This is a genomic window from Bellilinea caldifistulae, assembly GCF_001306055.1.
In the GTDB taxonomy this organism is placed as follows: Bacteria; Chloroflexota; Anaerolineae; order Anaerolineales; family Anaerolineaceae; genus Bellilinea; species Bellilinea caldifistulae.
The window spans coordinates 50,552-68,718 of the sequence record NZ_LGHJ01000010.1 but is presented as its reverse complement, the minus strand read 5'-3'; the positions used below and the strand labels follow the sequence as shown (position 1 = coordinate 68,718).

15 protein-coding genes and 1 tRNA gene are annotated in these 18,167 nt (G+C 52.6%); 13 read left to right on the top strand and 3 right to left on the bottom strand.

The genetic code is table 11. The annotated features are described in order from the left end of the window. Nucleotides 1-72: 72 nt before the first annotated feature. The 4 genes from AC812_RS03970 to AC812_RS03955 all read left to right on the top strand — a co-directional run bounded on the left by AC812_RS03970 (nucleotide 73) and on the right by AC812_RS03955 (nucleotide 2,721). Nucleotides 73-825, top strand: coding sequence for an ATP-binding cassette domain-containing protein (locus tag AC812_RS03970; RefSeq protein WP_061914574.1), 753 nt, complete (start codon nucleotides 73-75; stop codon nucleotides 823-825). A gap of 20 nt (nucleotides 826-845) precedes the next feature. Then, entirely contained in the window at nucleotides 846-1,835 is a 990-nt protein-coding gene (locus AC812_RS03965) for a SufB/SufD family protein (protein ID WP_061914571.1), read from the top strand. A 102-nt stretch (nucleotides 1,836-1,937) separates the two neighbouring features. Further along, entirely contained in the window at nucleotides 1,938-2,336 is a 399-nt protein-coding gene (locus AC812_RS03960) for a YlbF/YmcA family competence regulator (protein ID WP_061914568.1), read from the top strand. After that, nucleotides 2,269-2,721, top strand: coding sequence for a YlbF/YmcA family competence regulator (locus AC812_RS03955; RefSeq protein ID WP_082148982.1), 453 nt, complete (start codon nucleotides 2,269-2,271; stop codon nucleotides 2,719-2,721). Before AC812_RS03960 ends, AC812_RS03955 begins: the two co-directional genes overlap by 68 nt. Before the next feature lie 380 nt (nucleotides 2,722-3,101). On the opposite strand, the gene AC812_RS03950 is transcribed toward AC812_RS03955, so the two are convergent. Continuing rightward, nucleotides 3,102-3,173 (bottom strand) — tRNA-Lys (locus AC812_RS03950). A 156-nt stretch (nucleotides 3,174-3,329) separates the two neighbouring features. Here AC812_RS03950 and AC812_RS03945 point away from each other — a divergent pair. From AC812_RS03945 to AC812_RS17775, 8 genes are all read left to right on the top strand, one after another. Next, nucleotides 3,330-4,904: an ABC transporter ATP-binding protein gene (locus AC812_RS03945; protein WP_061914563.1), complete on the top strand. Its 1,575-nt coding sequence runs from the start codon at nucleotides 3,330-3,332 to the stop codon at nucleotides 4,902-4,904. Beyond that, nucleotides 4,901-6,190: an ABC transporter permease gene (locus AC812_RS03940; RefSeq protein ID WP_061914560.1), complete on the top strand. Its 1,290-nt coding sequence runs from the start codon at nucleotides 4,901-4,903 to the stop codon at nucleotides 6,188-6,190. Before AC812_RS03945 ends, AC812_RS03940 begins: the two co-directional genes overlap by 4 nt. Before the next feature lie 6 nt (nucleotides 6,191-6,196). Continuing rightward, complete coding sequence (locus AC812_RS03935) at nucleotides 6,197-7,474, top strand: ABC transporter permease (protein WP_061914557.1); 1,278 nt, start codon at nucleotides 6,197-6,199, stop codon at nucleotides 7,472-7,474. A 167-nt stretch (nucleotides 7,475-7,641) separates the two neighbouring features. After that, the gene (locus AC812_RS03930) at nucleotides 7,642-8,547 is read left to right on the top strand and encodes an ABC transporter ATP-binding protein (RefSeq protein WP_061914554.1); all 906 of its coding nucleotides are present in this window, start codon (nucleotides 7,642-7,644) and stop codon (nucleotides 8,545-8,547) included. Continuing rightward, a complete protein-coding gene (locus AC812_RS03925) occupies nucleotides 8,544-9,746 on the top strand; it encodes an ABC transporter permease (protein ID WP_061914551.1) in 1,203 nt (400 codons plus the stop codon). Before AC812_RS03930 ends, AC812_RS03925 begins: the two co-directional genes overlap by 4 nt. A gap of 18 nt (nucleotides 9,747-9,764) precedes the next feature. Beyond that, nucleotides 9,765-10,994: an ABC transporter permease gene (locus AC812_RS03920; protein ID WP_061914548.1), complete on the top strand. Its 1,230-nt coding sequence runs from the start codon at nucleotides 9,765-9,767 to the stop codon at nucleotides 10,992-10,994. A 221-nt stretch (nucleotides 10,995-11,215) separates the two neighbouring features. After that, nucleotides 11,216-12,490 (top strand): transcription termination factor Rho, encoded by a 1,275-nt coding sequence (gene rho, locus AC812_RS03915; RefSeq protein ID WP_061914545.1) that lies wholly within the window; start codon nucleotides 11,216-11,218, stop codon nucleotides 12,488-12,490. Beyond that, nucleotides 12,487-13,584: a M23 family metallopeptidase gene (locus AC812_RS17775; protein ID WP_061914543.1), complete on the top strand. Its 1,098-nt coding sequence runs from the start codon at nucleotides 12,487-12,489 to the stop codon at nucleotides 13,582-13,584. Before rho ends, AC812_RS17775 begins: the two co-directional genes overlap by 4 nt. A 3-nt stretch (nucleotides 13,585-13,587) precedes the next feature. Here AC812_RS17775 and priA read toward each other — a convergent pair whose 3' ends face one another. Both priA and amrB read right to left on the bottom strand, forming a co-directional pair. Beyond that, nucleotides 13,588-16,107, bottom strand: coding sequence for a replication restart helicase PriA (priA, locus tag AC812_RS03905; RefSeq protein WP_061914540.1), 2,520 nt, complete (start codon nucleotides 16,105-16,107; stop codon nucleotides 13,588-13,590). A gap of 3 nt (nucleotides 16,108-16,110) precedes the next feature. Then, nucleotides 16,111-16,956, bottom strand: a complete 846-nt coding sequence (gene amrB, locus AC812_RS03900; protein WP_061914537.1) for an AmmeMemoRadiSam system protein B — start codon at nucleotides 16,954-16,956, stop codon at nucleotides 16,111-16,113. Between the two features lie 122 nt (nucleotides 16,957-17,078). Here amrB and AC812_RS03895 point away from each other — a divergent pair, with 122 nt between their 5' ends. Further along, the gene (locus AC812_RS03895) at nucleotides 17,079-18,146 is read left to right on the top strand and encodes a prohibitin family protein (protein ID WP_061914534.1); all 1,068 of its coding nucleotides are present in this window, start codon (nucleotides 17,079-17,081) and stop codon (nucleotides 18,144-18,146) included. Nucleotides 18,147-18,167 lie beyond the last annotated feature (21 nt).

The following is an 18,167-nucleotide window of genomic DNA, read 5'->3' as shown; positions in this document are numbered from 1 at the left end:
GCAAATCCACGCCCCTATATGCTCCATTCTCTATGCCACAGGCGCTTCAAACATTTGTTGGTGAGGAATTCAATGACCCAACCATTCTTTGTTGTTGAAGATGTTTGCTTGAAAAAAGACAATCGCCCCATTTTGAACCACATCAACCTGTCCCTATCAGAAGGACAAATCCATGTTCTGTTGGGAGTCAATGGATCGGGCAAATCGTCGCTGGCCTACACCCTGATGGGATGTGAAGGTTATACTTCCGAGAGTGGGCGTATTTTACTGGACGGCAAGGATATTACCCATACCCGAATCACCGAACGCGCCAGAATGGGTATTTCTCTCGCATGGCAGGAACCTGTCCGCTTTGAAGGATTGCCGATTGGCAAATACATCGAATTAGGCGCAAGCGAATCCAAGCGCGAAAAAGTTATCGCTGCCCTGGAAGCCGTTTCGCTGTCACCAAAGAAGTATGCCTACCGTGCTGCCGACCAAACCCTTTCTGGTGGAGAGAGAAAACGAGTGGAACTGGCTGCTATTTATGCAATGCAGCCGCGGCTGGCAATTTTAGATGAACCAGATTCCGGGATAGATGCCCTCTCCATTACCGATATTGCCCGGTTGATCTGCGAAATGGCAAAGCATAACAGCGCCGTTTTGCTGATTACCCACCGCCCAGAGCTGGTTGAGATGGCCGATAGCGCTTCGCTGATGTGTTTTGGCAGCATTATTTTCAGCGGCAGTCCCCGCGAAACCAGCCAGTACTATCAAAACCGCTGTGAGCCACATTTAAATATTCTGGGATCACAGCCGTGGCAAATTTCGTTGAATAATTCGTGACTGAACGGAGAAACGGTCTCATGGGCAATCCAATCAAATCACATGCTTTTGAACAGACCTCACCCGCTTGGGCCGGTGAATTGCAATCACTGATGGAAGCTTACCAGCAAGCGGGAGGCGATCCGGCTTCCTTCCAGATGCCGGAGGTGGCCACATTAGCAGTTAGCGGAGATCAGGTACTGGTTTCCCATGATATTCCCGGTGTTCACCTGTATTCTCAGCCTTTAGAACATGGGGTTCGTGTATCGGTCGTGGTGGATGATGGCACTTTGGTGAAGCACCCCGTGCATTTATGTTTTGGGGTGTTACCTATGGAAGGTATCCAACGCATTGAAGCCGACTACCAGATCGGAAATGGCGCTCAGGTACAATTTTTAGCTCATTGTTCCTTCCCAAACGCAGTCCGGGTTGAACATCGTATGAATGCTCGCATTCACATCGGACGGAATTCCAGCATGAGTTATAAAGAAGAACATTACCACGGCCTGGAGGGCGGAGTTGAAGTTTATCCCTATTCCGAAGTGACTATTGAGGAAGGCGGGCAGTTCACCAGCAACTTTGCGATCACGCGCGGGCGAGTGGGTACATTGATGATGAATTACCACATTGAGGCTCAAAAGGACGCCCTGGCCGAACTGGTGACCAAAGTATTTGGTAGTGGAGATGACCATATCCGGGTGGAGGAGACCATTCACTTGAATGGTGAAAATGCCCACAGTATGACGAAAACGCGAATCGCCGTGAAAGACAAAGCCATCAGCGAGGTAACTACGATTACAGAGGGTAATGCGCCGCGAGCACGTGGACACATGGATTGTACCGAGATTGTTCGGGATCAGGCTTTGGCAGCCAATAACCCGATTGTCAAGGTTTCCAACGCCCAGGCACAGGTGACCCACGAAGCAGCCATTGGCACAGTAAACCGCCGCGAGTTGGAGACTTTGATGGCGCGCGGTTTGGATGAGGAGGAGGCAGTAGATCTCATCATCCGCGCCATGATTCGCAGCTAATTTATCGAGAGGATCAGTCCGGTCGTCAAATCACCTCAAATGGAAAAAAAGCCCGATTGTTGATCGAGCCATCCTGATTTTAGAAAATGGAGATACAAACTCATGGAATTCTATAACGAATTGGAATTGGCACCCGCCTCAGTGGTGCTTGAATCGGCCCGGCAGTATGCAGAAGCCTTCACCAACACACCCCAATACCAGAATTTTGTAAAAGCCTATAACGCTTTTCTTGAGGATGATTTGGCTCAGGGAATTCTTAATCAACTGCGCCAAAAGCAGGAACAAATGCATAATCAGCGTCTTTCCGCTCCAATTAGTGAGGAAGATCAAGCCGAGGTGAAGCGGCTTAATCAGGCTCTGTATGAGCAAGCAACTGTCAAAGTGTATCTGGCTGCCCAGAACGAATTGGTGACTTTGGCTCAGGAACAGGGAGATGCCCTTTCTGAAGCACTGGGATTGGATTTTGCTGCTATTTGCCGGACAGGAGGATGCTGTGGATAATCCGATTTTGCAAAATGACACGCCTCAAACAAATGTCAATTTCCTTTCAGAGGCTCTTCAAAACCTGATTGATCACCTAACCCATTCCGAAGCATTTATTCGGTTTCGCAACGCAGAGCAAGCCTTGATGAACGATTCGACTGCCCTGGATTTATTGAATCAACTGGCTCGTCTTCAACAAACACTCAAAACTCAACAGCGAAACAATCAACCAACAGAGGAAACTCTCGGACATCTCCGTCAATTACAACTACAGGTTGCCGAACATCCCTTAATTCAAGATTACGAATATAGTCGTGAAACTTACATCGCTCTGATCCGACAGGTCAATCAGCAAATCAGTCAGCTGATTAGATTGGATTTTGCGGCGCTCACTCGTCGTTGAGAGTAAACAAACCTCCATTCGAAAAAGCCTCACACCGCATACTCTCACTTCTTCTGTAAAAAAAAACAACCCCACCCCAGGTTAGAAGACCTCTTTTTCAGGGCCAAAAAACAATCCGCGGCGCCATTTGGATCACTTACCAACCCAAAAAGAGGCTTTTCTGGGCAGTTTTTGACCGTTCTACGTCTAACAAAATTGATATACGGCTAGTTGGTGCAGCATCCAAAGGGTAACAAAACCCCCCTGCGGCAGGTAAGCAGGGGGGCTGTTCGGCTTGCTGAGCATCCGACCAGAAGATAGAAGACTAAGTGCCGGTAAGAGATTACCGGAAAGGTAGCCAAACATCACCCTCTTACAGGTAATCTCATTCCAAGAAAAAGTGAGCGTGCAGGGGCTCGAACCCTGAACCAATGGCTTAAAAGGCCACTGCTCTACCATTGAGCTACACGCCCGCGCTCAACATTTTATCACGCCCTTGCGGGTACGTCAACAAATTTTTTGCCAAAAATCATACCCTTTCAGGAATTCTTTCCTCCTCCTTCATGGTAAAATACCTTATCTCACACCTCTCCCACCTGGGACTTTTCTTGAAATCCCTGGAGAAAAATATGACACCTGTACTGGAACTTCGCGGGATTACCAAACGCTTCCCCGGTGTACTGGCCAACGATCATATTGACCTCACGCTCGAACAGGGGACAATTCATGCACTTTTGGGGGAAAACGGCGCCGGCAAAACCACCCTGATGAATATTCTTTACGGGCTTTACAAACCCGATGAGGGGGAAATCTTTGTCAACGGCGAACCGTTCCAGGTTCGTTCGCCCTCAGATGCGATTGCCCGCGGCATCGGCATGGTTCACCAGCACTTCATGCTCATTCCCGTTTTTACCGTCACCGAAAACGTAATGCTGGGGGAAGAAAGCCTCAAACCCGGGGGCTTTCTTGACCGGGAAACCGCTGCTAAACGCATTCGCGAAATCTCAATCCAATATGGCCTGGAAGTCAACCCAGATAGTTACATCAAGGACCTGCCGGTTGGCGTCCAGCAGCGTGTCGAAATCATCAAATTGCTTTACCGCAATGCCAATATCCTCATTTTCGATGAACCCACCGCGGTGCTGACCCCCCAGGAAGCAGATGAATTGTTCGAGATCATGCGCTCCCTGACGGCCCAGGGCAAATCCATCATCTTTATCACCCACAAGTTGCGAGAAGTGCTGGAAGTGGCCGATATCATCACCGTCATCCGCCGCGGAAAGGTCATTGGTTCGGTGCTGCCCTCCGAAGCAGACCAGAGCAAACTGGCCTCCATGATGGTTGGGCGAGAAGTGAAGCTGGAGCTGGAAAAGGAACCTGCCAGGCCCAAAGAAACTATCCTCAAAGTGGAGAACCTGATCGTAACCGATGAAACCCATCAAGTTGCTGTGGATGGGGTATCGTTTGAAGTCCGCGAAGGGGAAATTCTGGGTATTGCCGGGGTACAGGGCAACGGGCAAACCGAACTGGTGGAAGCCGTCACCGGCATGCGGGATGTAGAAGACGGTAAGGTGTTTCTGATCGGGAAAGAGGTTACCCACGCTGTTCCACGCAAATTTACCGAAGCCGGCACGGCTCACATTCCAGAAGATCGCCAGCGGGATGGTCTGGTGTTGCCCTTCCCCGTCATGGAAAACCTGATGTTGTGCACGTACTACCAGCCTCCGTTTGCCAAAGGTGCGATTATTCAATGGGAATACGTGATGCAGAACGCAACCCGCCTGGTGCAGGAATACGACATCCGCACGCCATCCATTTTCACGGCGGCTGGTTCTCTTTCCGGGGGAAATCAGCAAAAAGTGATCGTTGCTCGCGAACTTTCCCGTCCTATCCACCTGCTGGTGGCTGCCCAGCCCACACGCGGGCTGGATGTCGGTTCAATTGAATATATCCACTCTCAAATCCTGAAACGGCGCGACGAAGGGGTAGCCGTGCTGCTGGTTTCCACGGAACTGGATGAGATCATGCAATTATCCGATCGGATTGCGGTAATGTATCGGGGCAAAATTACAGCCACGGTCTCGGCTGAGGAAGCCACCAAAGAATTGATTGGTCTTCTGATGGCGGGCGTACCGCTGGAAGAAGCCCGTCTGCAAATTCACAAACAGACCACACAATCTGAAACGATCGGGGGTGCGAATTGACCAGCAATTCCGAAGAACCCAAAAAACCCGGCGTTGGACAAATTTTTCTCGAAGAATTAAATAATCAATTTAAGCCGCCCAAAAAGGACGATAAGAAAAAAGGCGTTGCCAGTCAAACCCTTTTGATCCCCCTCCTGGCGGTGATCACCGGTTTGATTATTGGCGGTATTTTTATCATCCTCACGACTGAACAGGTCTATGCCGCCTTTGGACAATCCTTCGGCGCGGGTCTGGCAGCCGCCTGGGATGCGGTTTCAAAAGCCTATTCCGGTTTATTTACCGGGGCTTTTGGCGATCCTGCCCGCATGATTGCCGCCCTCCAATCCGGCGATTCTCTGCAAATCCGCCGCGCTTTCAACCCGATTTTGGAAAGTCTGGTGACATCAACCCCTTACATATTTGCCGGACTGGCTGTCGCGCTGGGATTCCGTGCTGGCGTTTTCAACATAGGCGCCGAGGGCCAAATTTTCATTGGTGCGATAACCGCAACCTTCGTTGGCTACTCGGTCACCGGCTTGCCGGGCATCATTCATGTTCCGCTGGCACTGTTAGCCGGGGCGGCCGGCGGGGCGATGTGGGGGTTCATTCCCGGCTGGCTGAAAGCCAAAACCGGCGGGCATGAGGTGATTAACACCATCATGATGAATTACATCGCCTTCCGCTTGAGCGACTTTTTGCTGACGGGACCGATGAAACGCCCCGGTTCTTTCAACCCGGTCAGCCCCGAAATTTTGCCCAGCGCATGGCTGCCGCGCTTCTTCCCCGACCCGATCCGTTTTCATCTCGGATTCTTCATTGCCTTGGGAATTGCCTATCTGGTGTACTGGTATCTGTTCAAAACAACCTGGGGCTTCGAACTGCGCACAGTGGGAACCAACCCTAACGCTGCTAAATACGCCGGGATGAATGTGACCAAAAACATTGTTCTGGCGATGAGTCTTTCGGGTGCACTGGCCGGCCTGGCAGGCGCCAATGAAGTACTGGGCGTCAACCGCAATCTGGCAATGGCATTCTCATCCGGTTACGGCTTTGACAGTATTGCCCTGGCTCTGCTGGGTAACAATCATCCGCTTGGAGTGGTACTTGCTTCGCTCTTGTTTGGCACCTTACGCAGCGGGGCAACACGGATGCAGTTGACCGCCGGTATTCCCAATGACATCATTTCCATCCTGCAAGCCGTCATTTTGGCTTTTATTGCGGCTCCGGCGATTATTCGTACCATCTACCGCCTGCGCAAGCCAACCGTTGAAGAAGCAGGTGTAACTATTCGTGGGTGGGGAGGTTAAACAATCATGGCATCTACCACCAACAGTCAAATGTTCCATAAAACGTTTGTACGCGAATCTCCCGTCCGCCAGCGGGTCATGGGAGCTTTCTTCCTTTTACTCGCCCTTGCCATCTGGTTCTTTTTCGCCCGCTCAGTGGATGGCGGCGCCATCTCCAGTTTTGGTTTGAGCACCTTTCAGGCAAAGACCCAGCTGGATCCGTGGGAGCTGCCCACCCTCAACACGCTGTATGTTTTAGCGATTGTCTGTGCCGTATTCGGTGGCATCCAGTTATCGCGCGGGTTCAAGAAATACACCAACGCGGTTTTGGCGGTGGTCGTTGCCATATTTGTCTTCGGTTTTCTCGTTTGGGCCACCGCTGGTAAATCCCTCAATCTGGTCGGGTTGTTTAACACTACTTTGAGTAAAGCCGTACCGATCACCCTCGGAGCTCTCTCCGGTATCCTTTGTGAGCGCTCTGGGGTGGTCAACATCGCCATTGAAGGGATGATGTTGAGCGGTGCAATGGTTTCGGCGCTGGTCGGCAGCCTTACTCAAAATGCGTGGGTCGGCTTGCTTTGCGCCGTACTCACCGGCGCTTTACTGGCATGGGTACATGGTGTTTTCTCGATTAAGTACAAAACCAACCAGATTATCTCAGGTACGGTCATCAACATATTTGCCACCGGTTTAACCTCCTACATCTCGGCAAAATTTATGCAGGTTTATCCGGCCTTGAACAATCCCCCCACATTCGGGGCAATTGCCATTCCGCTGCTGGCAGATATTCCCGTCATCGGCGAAATCTTTTTCGTCAACAATCTGTTCGTCTTTGCCATGTTCATCTTTATCATCATTTTGCAAATTGCCCTCTTTCAAACCCGTTGGGGATTACGGGTTCGGGCAGTTGGTGAACATCCCAAAGCCGCAGATACACTCGGTATTGATGTCTTCAAAACCCGTTACACCTCCGTTATTTTGGGCGGCATGATGGCTGGCTTCGCCGGTGCTTACTTTACGCTGGGTTCCGCCGGCCGCTTTGATGAGGTAATGACCGCCGGCCGCGGCTTTATCGGTCTGGCAGCCATGATCTTTGGCAACTGGATTCCCACAGGCGGATTTGCTGCCGGCCTGCTGTTCGGCTTCGCCGATGGGCTTGCTTCCCGCATGGCCATTCTTGGCATCACCATCCCCTCTCAATTTCTTTTGATGCTGCCCTACATTGCCACAATGATTGTGCTGGCTGGCGTCATCGGCAAGGGTCATGTGCCGGCTGCCGACGGCATCCCGTACGAAAAGGAATAAAATCCACTCGGTGGAGCTCGGTTTAAAAAAGGCAAAACACCGCTCACAGGTGGTTTGCCTTTTTTGATTTGTTATAATTTATTCCGCTTCACCTTGTTTTGGCGCAACTGCGCTTCAATTTTTTACGTAAATAAATTGTGCACGAATTCCAATAAGGCGGAAATCTTATGTCTTCAATCAAAGTAAATCAAATCAGCAAACGCTTTGGAAATCAACAGGCAGTTGATCGGGTTTCTTTTGAAGTCGAACCCGGTGAAATTTTTGGTCTGCTGGGTCCAAACGGCGCTGGTAAGACTACCAGCATTCGCATTATTCTGGATATTTTCAAACCGGATAGTGGCGAGGTTGAAATCCTCGGTGGGAAGATGACCGATGAAAAGAAAAACCAGATCGGTTACTTACCCGAAGAACGAGGATTGTATCAGGACATCACTTTGGAAGTTTGCCTGAATTATCTGGCCCGTTTGAAGGGGTTAAAACCGGCTGAGGCTGCTGCACGCGTCGAACAAATGATGAAACGCTTTGACCTGTATGATCACCGCAAAAAGAAGGTCAAAGAGCTGAGCAAAGGGATGCAGCAAAAAGCCCAATTGATTATCACCCTCGTCCATGATCCTCAATTGGTCATTATTGATGAGCCCTTCAGCGCACTTGACCCGGTCAACACCCAAATGGTCAAGGACTTGCTCCGCGAAGAACGGGATAAAGGTAAAACGATTGTGATGTGTACGCATCAGATGCATCAGGTCGAGGAATTGTGCGACCGATTGGTGTTGATTAACCACGGGAAGGTGATGCTGTATGGAAAACTGAGCGACATTCGCCGCCAGTACTCCGGTCAGGAAGTTATTGTTCATCCTTTGAACGAATTACCAGCCCAGATTCCCGGCGTTAGCCGGATTGATCGCGATAACTCCGGTTACATCCTGCATCTGGCGGATCAAACGACCCCTCAGGCGATCCTGAAAAATCTGGTGGAACAGGGTATCCCCCTCGAACGATTTGAGGTGGCTTTGCCTACACTGGATGAAATCTTCATTCAGGTGGTTACATCCCGCGGAGAGGTCTCATGAACAAATTCTGGATTGTGTTCAGCCACGAGTACTTGCGGCACGTCAAGCGGAAAAGGTTTATCCTCGGTTTGATTTCCATCCCGCTTTTTATGGCGGTTATCATGGGAGTCAGTATACTGGCAGCCGCTTTGAGTGAAGATAACCGCCCGGTGGGGTTTATTGATCAGTCCGGCTTATTTAAGGATGCCCAACCCCAACCTGCCAAACGTTCCGGTCTCTTCGTGACGCATGTTAAGATCGTGCCTTTTGCAAACGAGACAGAAGCACGTAATGCCCTGGATGATGGGGAAATTCAGGCTTTCTATATCATCCAGCCAGATTATTATGCGACCGGCAACGTCAAGATGATCGCCCAAGATTCAGTTGATTCAGATATTCACCGAGACTTTTCAGAATATTTACTGGCACATCTGTTGAAAAACGAAAACCCCACCATCCGTACCCGCATTCTGGAAGGTCCTGAACTGGTCCTGCGAACCTTTGACAGCGACCAGCAATTCAACAGCCGCAATCCGTTCGGTTTTCTGATTGCAATTTTCTCGGGTGTGATCTTCATGCTGGCAGTCAACACCAGCGGTGGTTATTTGCTTCAGGCCGTGGTGGAGGAAAAGGAAAACCGCACCATGGAAGTCGTTTTGACTTCGCTTTCCACCGACCAATTCATGGCCGGAAAAATTTTCGGAAATTTGAGCGTCGGTCTGACCCAATTGTTGTTTTGGCTGCTCATGGCCGGTGTTGCGGCGCTCTTTGCCTTGCGCGCATTTCCCGACCTGAGGGACGTGGGTATCGGGTTTTCCTTTTTCAGTTTGATGGCGTTGACTTTCCTGCCTGCATTCGTGATGATTGCCGCTTTGATGACGATGGTTGGCTCAACCGCCACCGAATCGCGCGAGGCTCAGCAGATTGCCGGCCTGTTCAGTTTACCGATTGCCATCCCCTTCTGGTTTATTGCTGCCATCATGGAAAACCCCAACGGCCCTCTGGCAATCGGCTTCAGTTTTTTCCCTTTCACCGCCCCCATGACCCTGCCACTGCGCTCGATGTTAACCAATTTGCCTGCCTGGCAAGTTGGACTTTCAATTGGCATATTGATCCTTGCTGCGGCAGCATCAATCTGGCTGGCAAGCCGGGCATTCCGTCTGGGAATGCTCCGCTACGGCAAAAAGCTCACCCTGGCAGAAATCCTGCGTCCGCGCTAACCTGTTGAGGTATTATCAATGAATAAAACCTGGCTTGTCCTGTCACACGAAGTCGAAACAATTGTCCGCAGTCGTTCATTCATCATAACGCTGATTGTAGTGCCGCTGGTCGGTTTTATCATCCTGTTTGTGGTGGGCATTCTTCAGCGGAATAACCCCAGCCCGGATGTAACCAGCCTGCTGATTCCCGAAAGGCCATCTCTTAAGGGTTTTATAGATCACAGCGGTATCATTCAGGATGTACCCGAACAATTAGGAGATATCGTTCAAGCCTATCCCGATCAGGAATCTGGACTGCAAGCTCTAAGAGAGGGTGAAATTTCGGTTTTCTATGTCATCTCCCCGGATTACCTTCAGACCGGCAAAATTGAAATGTACGCCCAACAAATCAACCTGCTGGAAGACACTGGCAGCGCCTATCCGGTGGACTGGTTGATCGAGTACAACCTGCTCAAGGATCAGCCCCAACTGCTCGATCGGGTTGTTCAGCCGCTCAACCTGAGCGTAGAATTCATTGCCGCTGAAAAACCGCCCAGCAATCAGAACGAGATGCTTACCTTTTTCGTCCCTTACGGGATCACTCTCTTCTTTTACATTTTCATCCTCGGTTCCGCCTCGCTCCTGCTGAGCAACATCACCACCGAAAAGCAGAACCGCGTCATGGAAATCCTCCTGACCTCAGTAACCCCCACGCAGATGATGACCGGCAAAATCATCGGCCTGGGACTGGTTGGTTTGCTCCAGATGGTAGTCTGGCTGGTTTCGGCACTATTCCTGCTTCAATTCAGCGGAAGAACGTTTACAGCCCTCCAGGGCGTCGAAATTCCACCCACCATCGTGGTATGGGGCGTCCTCTACTTCATTCTGGGTTACACCATTTTCGCCGCGCTCATGGCAGGCATTGGCGCATTGGTACCCAATTTACGTGAGGCATCTCAGGCCACTTTTCTGGTCATCCTGCCTTTGATTATCCCGCTCATGTTTATCTCGCTGCTGATTAACCGTCCTGATTCGACCATCGCGCTGATCATGAGCCTGTTCCCGCTCACCTCACCGGTTGCCATGATGACCCGCCTTGCCGCAACGCCGGTACCCTTCTGGCAGCTGGGACTGGCTGCCCTCCTGCAAGCCCTGACAGCGATTTTAATCGTCCGGCTGGTTTCGGGCATGTTCCGCGCTCAAAACCTGCTTTCCGGTCAGCCCTTCAGTCTCAAGGTTTTTCTACGGGCGCTGGCTGGCCGTGCTTGAGAGGAAGTTGTCTGATCCAGTGATAATGGATGGCTTGCATCGTGTATTAGGGAATGTTATAATTTGTGCAAGCCAGATACAGGGCTTGTGGGTTTTCGTTCAATTCGCCGGAAAGATTTTCTTCCCTTTTTTTCAAAAAATTTTTCCCCAACTTTGAAATCAGGACAGCGCTCCTGTTGGTCTGGCTTGACCCCATCCCAAACGACCACGGAAGAGAATACATGGAAATTCTCGAACTCGAAAAAGCCCCTCTGGCGACTCTGCGCGAAATTGCCAGAGAGTTGGAAGTACCGAATGCCTCGCGTCTGAAAAAAGAAAACCTGATTCTGCGCATCCGCCAGATGCAAGCCGAAAAAGAAGGCCTGGAAGTGCGCGGCGGTGTGCTGGAAATTTTACAGGAAGGCATCGGTTTTTTACGCGCCAATTATCAAATTGGGCCGGAGGATGTGTATGTCTCTCAGGCTCAATTACGCCGCTATGAACTGCGCAGCGGCGACCTGGTGATCGGTGTCGTGCGGCCGCCCCGCGAAGGCGAGCGTCATTATGGCCTGTTGAAAGTTGAAACAATCAACGGCATGACGCCGGAAGAAGCCCGCGATCGGCGGGTTTTTGAACGCCTGACCCCGATTTTTCCCGACAAACGCTTTGATTTGGAAACCGACCGAAACATCCTCTCCACCCGCCTGATCAACCTGATTGCACCCATTGGACGAGGACAACGCGGGATGATCGTATCCCCCCCAAAGGCCGGTAAGACAACCATTCTCAAGCAAATCGCTAACGCCATTTCGGTTAAGAACCCGGATGTGCATTTGATTATTGCCTTGATCGGCGAACGCCCGGAAGAAGTGACCGATATGGATCGTTCGGTGGATGCCGAAGTGGTGGCTTCCACCTTTGATGAACCGGTCACCGCTCATATCCGCGCTGCCGAAATCACGCTGGAACGCGCTAAAAGATTGGTAGAAATCGGACGAGATGTGGTAATATTGATGGACTCATTAACCCGGTTGGCACGAGCTTATAATCTCGTGGTAAATCCCTCCGGGAGGACCTTATCAGGCGGTATGGACCCATCGGCCTTGTACCCACCCAAGCGCTTCTTTGGCGCGGCCCGCAATCTGGAAGAAGGCGGTTCGTTGACCATCATTGCCACCGCTCTGGTGGATACCGGCTCACGCCTGGATGATGTTGTGTATGAGGAATTTAAAGGTACCGGCAACATGGAACTCCATCTTTCACGCCGTCTGCAGGAACGCCGAGTTTACCCGGCTATTGACATCGAACGCTCCTCAACCCGCCGGGAGGAATTGCTGCTCGGCCCGGATATCCTGCAGCGAGTGTGGCTGATGCGGCGGATGTACCTGCAGATGATCTCTCCGCCCCCGCAGGGAGCGGGCATGGACCCTGCAGTCGCCACCGAAGCGATTCTGCAGCGCATGGCAAGAACCAAGAACAATGCGGAGTTCCTCGAAAGCCTGACGGAGGATATGTGAATCGAACCCAACCAGAAACCCCAGCCGGCGGGGCATCCTCCGCTGCTGGATCTGGATTTACCTCAATCCTTCTCTGGTTCTTAGCGGTGGTCATGGTCGGTTTTGCCGTTTTCATGGCTTACCAGCGCTTGTTTGACCGCCGCAGCAGTGCTGGCGTTGCGGTTGCCAACGCTCCACTGGAATTGCCCGCTGTCCCCCAGCAGGTCAGTCTGCCTGTATTTCAACCAGAATCTCAGCCCGTCACTTTGCATCGGCGGGCAAACCTGCGTACCATCCTCCCCACCCGCCCGCGCGAACAGGAAATCGTTTACCGCGTTCAGGCCGGCGACTCGGTATTTGGGATTGCCCAGTCGTTCAACCTGAAGCCCGAAACGGTGTTGTGGGCAAATTACGATATCCTCAACGATGACCCACACATGATCTCGATTGGCCAGGAATTACTCATTCCGCCAACCGATGGTGTGCTGTATAAGTGGAAAGAGGGTGATACCATTGAGAAAGTCGCTGCCACTTTCAAGGCAGATCCCCAGGAAATTCTGCTCTATCCCGGCAATAAGTTAGATTTAGCCAACCCCGTTATTGAACCCGGTACCTTCATTATGATTCCGGGTGGTTCACGGGAATTTCGCACATGGGTTGTGCCGACCATCCCGCGCGGCCCGGCGGGTGTGAATAAATCCATCTACGGCCCAGGTGCTTGCGACACCAGCGCCGGCGGCGCATTTGGCACCGGCACCTTTGTCTGGCCAACTCGCAACCGGGTGCTTTCCGGTAATGATTATTGGCCCGGGCATCTGGCAATTGACATTGCCGCCTACACCGGTGACCCGATCTACGCTGCCGATAGCGGTGTGGTGGTCTACGCCGGCCCGGTTGGTGGCGGCTATGGCAACATGGTCATGATTGACCACGGAAACGGCTACCAGACCCTTTACGCTCATCTTTCCGCGTGGAACGTTCGCTGTGGCGCAAGTGTTTCGCAAGGCCAGGTGATCGGTCAGGCTGGCAGCACCGGACGCTCAACCGGCCCGCATCTGCACTTCGAGGTGCGCTATCTGGGTGGATTTGTCAATCCGTGGTACGTCCTGCCGTAGCGCTTACAGCAAGGAATACGGGTCCACTTCAACCCGCCAGTCGCCCCAATCCTTTCCACGCAAAACACTGGCAGGATCCATCCCACGCAGGATGATCTGCCAGCGGTATTGCCCGCCTTCTTTGGCAAAGAAGCACGGCACAGGTCCGATAATTTCGGTTTGCGGGTAAGAACTGAGCATAATCCAGTCCGCTACCCGTTGAGCCATTTCTTGAGCGGTGGTTTCGGCTACTTTGGCATTCGAGTGACGGTATTCCATACGCACCAGACGGGCAAAGGGTGGGTAACCCATTTTTCGGCGTTGTTCAATCTCATATTGGTAAAAACCGGCATAATCATGGCGCGAAGCCGCCTGAATGGCATAATGCTCCGGCTGAAAGGTCTGAAGGATCACCCGGCCGCCCAGTGGACTGCGCCCCGCCCGCCCGGCAACCTGCATGAGCAGTTGAAAAGTTCTCTCGGCCGCACGAAAATCGTCCAGATTCAGACCGGCATCTGCCAGCACCGCTCCTACCAGAGTGACCCGTGGTAAATCCAGCCCTTTTGCCAGAATTTGAGTTCCAACCAGAATGTTGGCTTTTCCCTCTGCAAAGGTTTCCAGAATCGCTTCATGAGCGCCTTTCCTACGGGTGGTTTGCGAATCCCAACGAAGCACCTTTGCCTGCGGAAAGTGCTGATGAACTTCCTGCTCCACCTTTTCCGTGCCGGCACCAAACTGACGGATGTGGGAACTGCCGCATTGAGGACAGGTACGCGGCATCTGCCGCCGGTAATTGCAGGTGTGGCAAATCAGCAAATGACTCGATTCATGGTAAGTCAGTGAACGATCACAGCGTGGACAACGCACCGAAGCGCCGCAATCCCTGCAAAAGACATAGGTTGCGCTCCCCAGACGGTTAAGGTACAGGATAGCCTGCTGATTGCGTTCCAGTACCTCGCCCAGGGCTCGTTGTAAGGCGCGTGAGAACATCGAACGATTACCGGCCTTTAATTCCTGCCGCATATCCACCACTTCAACCGGTGGAAGTGGCAGGAAAGCCGTCTCACCCTCTCCTTCCACAGGCAACAGCGAAGAATGACCGCCGGTCATGAACGGTTGAACCGCCTGACGATGGGCCATGATGCGCTGCGGCATCTCTAAAACCCGCCAGCCAGCCCGCCGGGCTTGGTACATCAAACCGATCTCCGGTGTTGCCGATCCCAGGATGACACCCGCGCCGAGGATTTCGGCATACCGAATGGCTGCTCGAACAGCGTGATACACCGGTGTCGGCTCGGACTGGTAATATGAAGGATCGTGAAACTCGTCCACAACCAGCAACCCGATATTTGGCAAAGGAGCAAATAAAGCGCTGCGCGGCCCAACAATGACCCGCAGCAAACCCGCCCTTGCCCGCTGCCAAGTGTCGTATCGTTCCCCCGCCGAAAGCCGCGAATGAATCACCCCAACCCGACCGGGGAAACGGCCCTGGAAGCGCTGAATGGTTTGTGGTGTCAGGGCAATTTCCGGCACCAGCACAATCGCCTGCTTGCCCTGTTCAAGAATGTGCTGCACCGTCTGCAAGTAAATTTCGGTCTTGCCCGAACCGGTAATACCGTGGAGGAGGATCGGTTTTCGGTTTGAGTTGTTTGGGCTGCTCAGATCAGACAGGATGGTTTGCAGAACCCGCTGCTGATCATTCGTCAACAGTGGTGGCGGTAACGCTTCAATGTTCAATTCTGCCAGCGGATCGCGCCAGGTTTGGACGGACTGGAACGCAATCAGCCCCAGCGTCTCCAGTTTTTTCAAATCCTCCAGGGATGCACCGCTGGCTGCTGTAATCCAGTGAACAGCCACCGGCTGCTGTTCATTGGCCAGAAATTGGAGCGCCTTCTTGCGCCGCTCACGCGCCGGGCTGCCGGCCCTCCCCAGCAATTCTTCCGCCTGCGCAATTTCTTCGACCGCGATCGCCAGCCGTGCCATGCGTTCGATGCGCGGGCGCACACCCGTCTGCGCCAGATAAGGCTGGCTCACCACCCAACCGCGCCGGATCAAGCCCTGCAAAGCGGGCTTCCAGTTGACCCGGCGAAAAGCTGCCTCGATTTGCCGGCCACGCAGCTCACCGCGTTCACTCAACAATTGAACCAACCGCTTTTGCAATGGGCTTAATCGCTCCTGCTCGGCGGAACGGGCCGGATTCAGGCGCACCAGTACATCCGCAGTTTGAGCCAGTCCGGGTGGGAGCATTAAATCCAGACAAACCCCCAGCGGTGAAAGGGTCTCATGGCTTAACCAACGCGCCAGTTCGATTTGCGCACCTGTCAGCACCGGCGAATCATCCACCAGTGATTCTACCGGCCGTGTTTCGGGAACGCTGGACTGATTCAGGCAGCGCAGAACTACCCCCTGCACCCGTTGTCCGCCCAACGGCACCACCACAAGGCTACCTGCCTGAACTTTTCCCTCCAAAACAGCCGGCAGGTGATAGTCCAGCGGATTCAAACGCCCCGGAATCAGTGCGGCTACTTCAACAAATTGCGTCAATCTCTAATCCCGTTTCAGCACAACTGCCGCGCCGTAGCCAACCACGGAGGAAGGATCCATTGTTTCATCGGCGGAGGTGCTGTAATGGAGTATTTTCACCTTGTTCCCGCCCAATTCACGCGCCGCAACCAGTACTGCCGCAACAGCACCGGCGCCACAGGCAAAACCAGTACCCGCTTCTTCTGCCTGCAGTACACCCTGCGGTGAAAACGCCTCAATCAGGCTCAACATCTCTGTGTCAAATTGATTGGCAACCGGTAAGGGGTAAAAATGGGAAAGATCAGTACTGGCGATCAGCAGCGCATTACGGTGCTTCAACACCCTGGCAAGCGCAGTTCCCAGAATTTGCGCCATCCGCCAGTCCTTGCGGCGCACCATCACCGGTAAAAGGTTGAAAGGCTGACTCAACGCTCGCTGCAGAAACGGGAGCTGGATTTCCAGCGAGTGTTCATCATCGTTAGCAATCGGCGTCAGACCGATGGTTTCTTCCGCTAATAGTTCTGCCAGTTGATCGGTTGACTCCTGGTCAATCGGCACTTCTCCCAGCGGCGTGTAGTAACTGGCATGGGCGCTGGTCAGCACGGGTGCCGGATAATAAGCGTGCAGGGGCGACACAATCGCCACGAGATCAAATGCCCGACCGAGTACGGTCTTATAGGCGTGTGCGGCGGTACGCCCGGAATAGCGATGGCCGGCGTGGGGGGCAACTAACGCAACAACTTTACCTTGCAACGGCGGAATTTGAGCCTCTGCAAGATACTGGTCAATTTGCTGCGCCAGTTGTTGTGGATCAGCACTGTACCACAAGCCGGCAATCGGTGAAGGTCGTATCGCAGAAATCTTCCCCATTCCGATCACTCCTTTCCCTGAATCTCATTATACAACCAACCCGCCGATTAAAAAATTCCCCCCGCCAGCAAATTGCTATTGAGTATAATACAAATGGTTTGACATATTTCAAGGAGACCATGATGAATATCGCCAATTTATTTCAGGGATTTGCCACACTTGCGTGGTTGTTGTTCTTTGGTGTGCTGGTATTGGTACTGGTGCGCGCCAGCCGCAATCGGCCGATCAAGAACGCCTCGGTAACATTAATCAGTGTGCTGGTTTTAGCCGTTCTTCTCACTGTCGTTTCGGCCGGCCTGGTGTTCATCGAGCCGCAGGAGCGCGGGGTGGTTATCTCCGCGCTTTCCCCCACAGGCTATCGCGAACAAGCCCTTGAACCCGGTCTGCGCTGGATCATTCCCTTTGCCGAAAGGGTCGTGCGTTATCCCATCTCCCGCCAGACCTACACCATGTCCATCGCTGCGCAGGAAGGCCAAATCTACGGCGATGACTCCATCACCGCCCGCACCGCCGACGGTCAGGAAGTCTTTATTGATGCCTCGGTCATCTTTGAAATTGACCCTGCCAAGGTCGTCGAAGTACACATCCGCTGGCAGGACCGTTACGCTAGCGAACTGGTACGCGCATTGAGCCGCGGCATTATCCGTGATGCAGTCTCCCAGTACGGCGTTGAAGAAGTGTACAGCACCAAACGCGGTGAAATGACCCAGCAGGTATTCGATGCCCTTTCCATCAAACTTTCCGAAAACGGCTTAAGATTGGTGGATTTCGTGCTGCGCAACATTACCTTCTCGCCAGAATATGCCGCCTCAATTGAACAAAAACAGATTGCCGAACAGCAAGCTCAGCAGGCCCGTTTTGTGGTGGAACAAAAACGGCAGGAAGCCGAGCAAGCCCGGCAGGTAGCGCAAGGCCGTGCCGATGCGGCTGTCATTCAGGCCAAAGGCGAAGCCGAAGCCCGTCTGATTGAGGCCGAAGCCGAAGCCAAAGCCTTGCAAGTAATCTCCGAAGCCCTCAAGGACAAGCCGGAGTTACTCACCTATCAGTACATCACCAAACTTTCACCCAACATTCAGGCGTTACTGCTGCCCAGCAACGCTCCCTTCCTTTTCCCCTTGCCGGAATTGAATAACCCCGGGGCAACTCCAACCCCTACCCCACAAGGGATTGAACCAACCCCAACTCCCTGAGAGAGGAGAAACCATCATACT